Origin of the sequence: Arsenophonus sp. ENCA, from assembly GCF_002287155.1 — a bacterium.
Lineage (GTDB): Bacteria > Pseudomonadota > Gammaproteobacteria > Enterobacterales > Enterobacteriaceae > Arsenophonus > Arsenophonus nilaparvatae.
In genome coordinates this window covers 1-985 of record NZ_NHNG01000765.1, presented here as the reverse complement: position 1 = coordinate 985, position 985 = coordinate 1, and the positions used below count along the sequence as shown (strand labels likewise).

Below are 985 nucleotides of genomic sequence, written 5' to 3'. Positions count from 1 at the left end.
TGAGTGGGATAGCGAGGTTACATAAAGAATTAACACTTTTTATGAGCGTTATTTATGTGAACACGATTTATTTATCTGTTTTAATTGTGAAAATGAATGCTAATAGCAATTCAGGAGATTTACTATGCCCTATAATAATGAAAATATATCTCTTACTCAGAATGAACAAGATAGTTTTGGTCTTGAAGAAACTATTCTGACCGTTATGAATACGGGTGCCACACTAAAAGATATTTACGAAATAGATGAGAATGTTATAGAGAATATTTATGCGCATGCTTATGAATTTTATCAACAAGGTAGGCTTGATGAGGCTGAAAAGTTTTTTAAATTTCTATGTATGTACGATTTAAAAAATGCTGATTATTTCATTGGCTTAGGTGTTGTTTATCAGCTTAAAAAGGATTATGCCAAAGCCTGTGATATTTATGCTTTATCTTATGTAATGGAAAAAAACAATCATTGCCCGGTTTTTTATTCAGGCCAATGCCATTTGCAAATGGGAGATATTGCTAAGGCACTTTATTGTTTTGATTTAGTTTGTAATGAAAGTACCGATGTTAAATTAGTAAAAAAAGCGGAAGTCTATCGAAAAGTTATTAAAGAAGCTAGATTATCAGAAACAGAAGTTAAAACAGAAACTTCAATTTCTTAATGTTTTATATTTTTAATTAGGAGTTATTATATGGGAGAGATAGATACATTTAATATAAGAAAAAATTTTTCTAATAATTTTAATAATGAAAATATAAATGCTGATCATTTTAATGAAATTGCCGGCGTTATTAAAGATAAAATTACTATTTCTCCCAAAGAAAGTATTCAATTAAATAATAAAGCTAAATTAGAATTAATTCTAGCATCAGAGTTTAACAATAAAAATGAATCTGATAATTCAATAGATATTCCGCAGATTAGAAAGCCTAAATTTTCGCTGTCAGAAAAAGGTAATTTATTATTAGTATTAGCTGAAATGCAAAAAATT

Annotated in this window: 2 protein-coding genes; both read left to right on the top strand. The window is 27.6% G+C overall.

The genetic code is table 11. The features are described from left to right. Positions 1-124 precede the first annotated feature (124 nt). On the top strand, positions 125-655 hold the full coding sequence (locus tag CBG25_RS19790; RefSeq protein WP_290608791.1) for a SycD/LcrH family type III secretion system chaperone: 531 nt from the start codon (positions 125-127) through the stop codon (positions 653-655). Between the two features lie 30 nt (positions 656-685). Beyond that, positions 686-985 (top strand): hypothetical protein (locus CBG25_RS19785; RefSeq protein WP_290608789.1); only part of this gene is annotated, 300 nt, incomplete at its 3' end.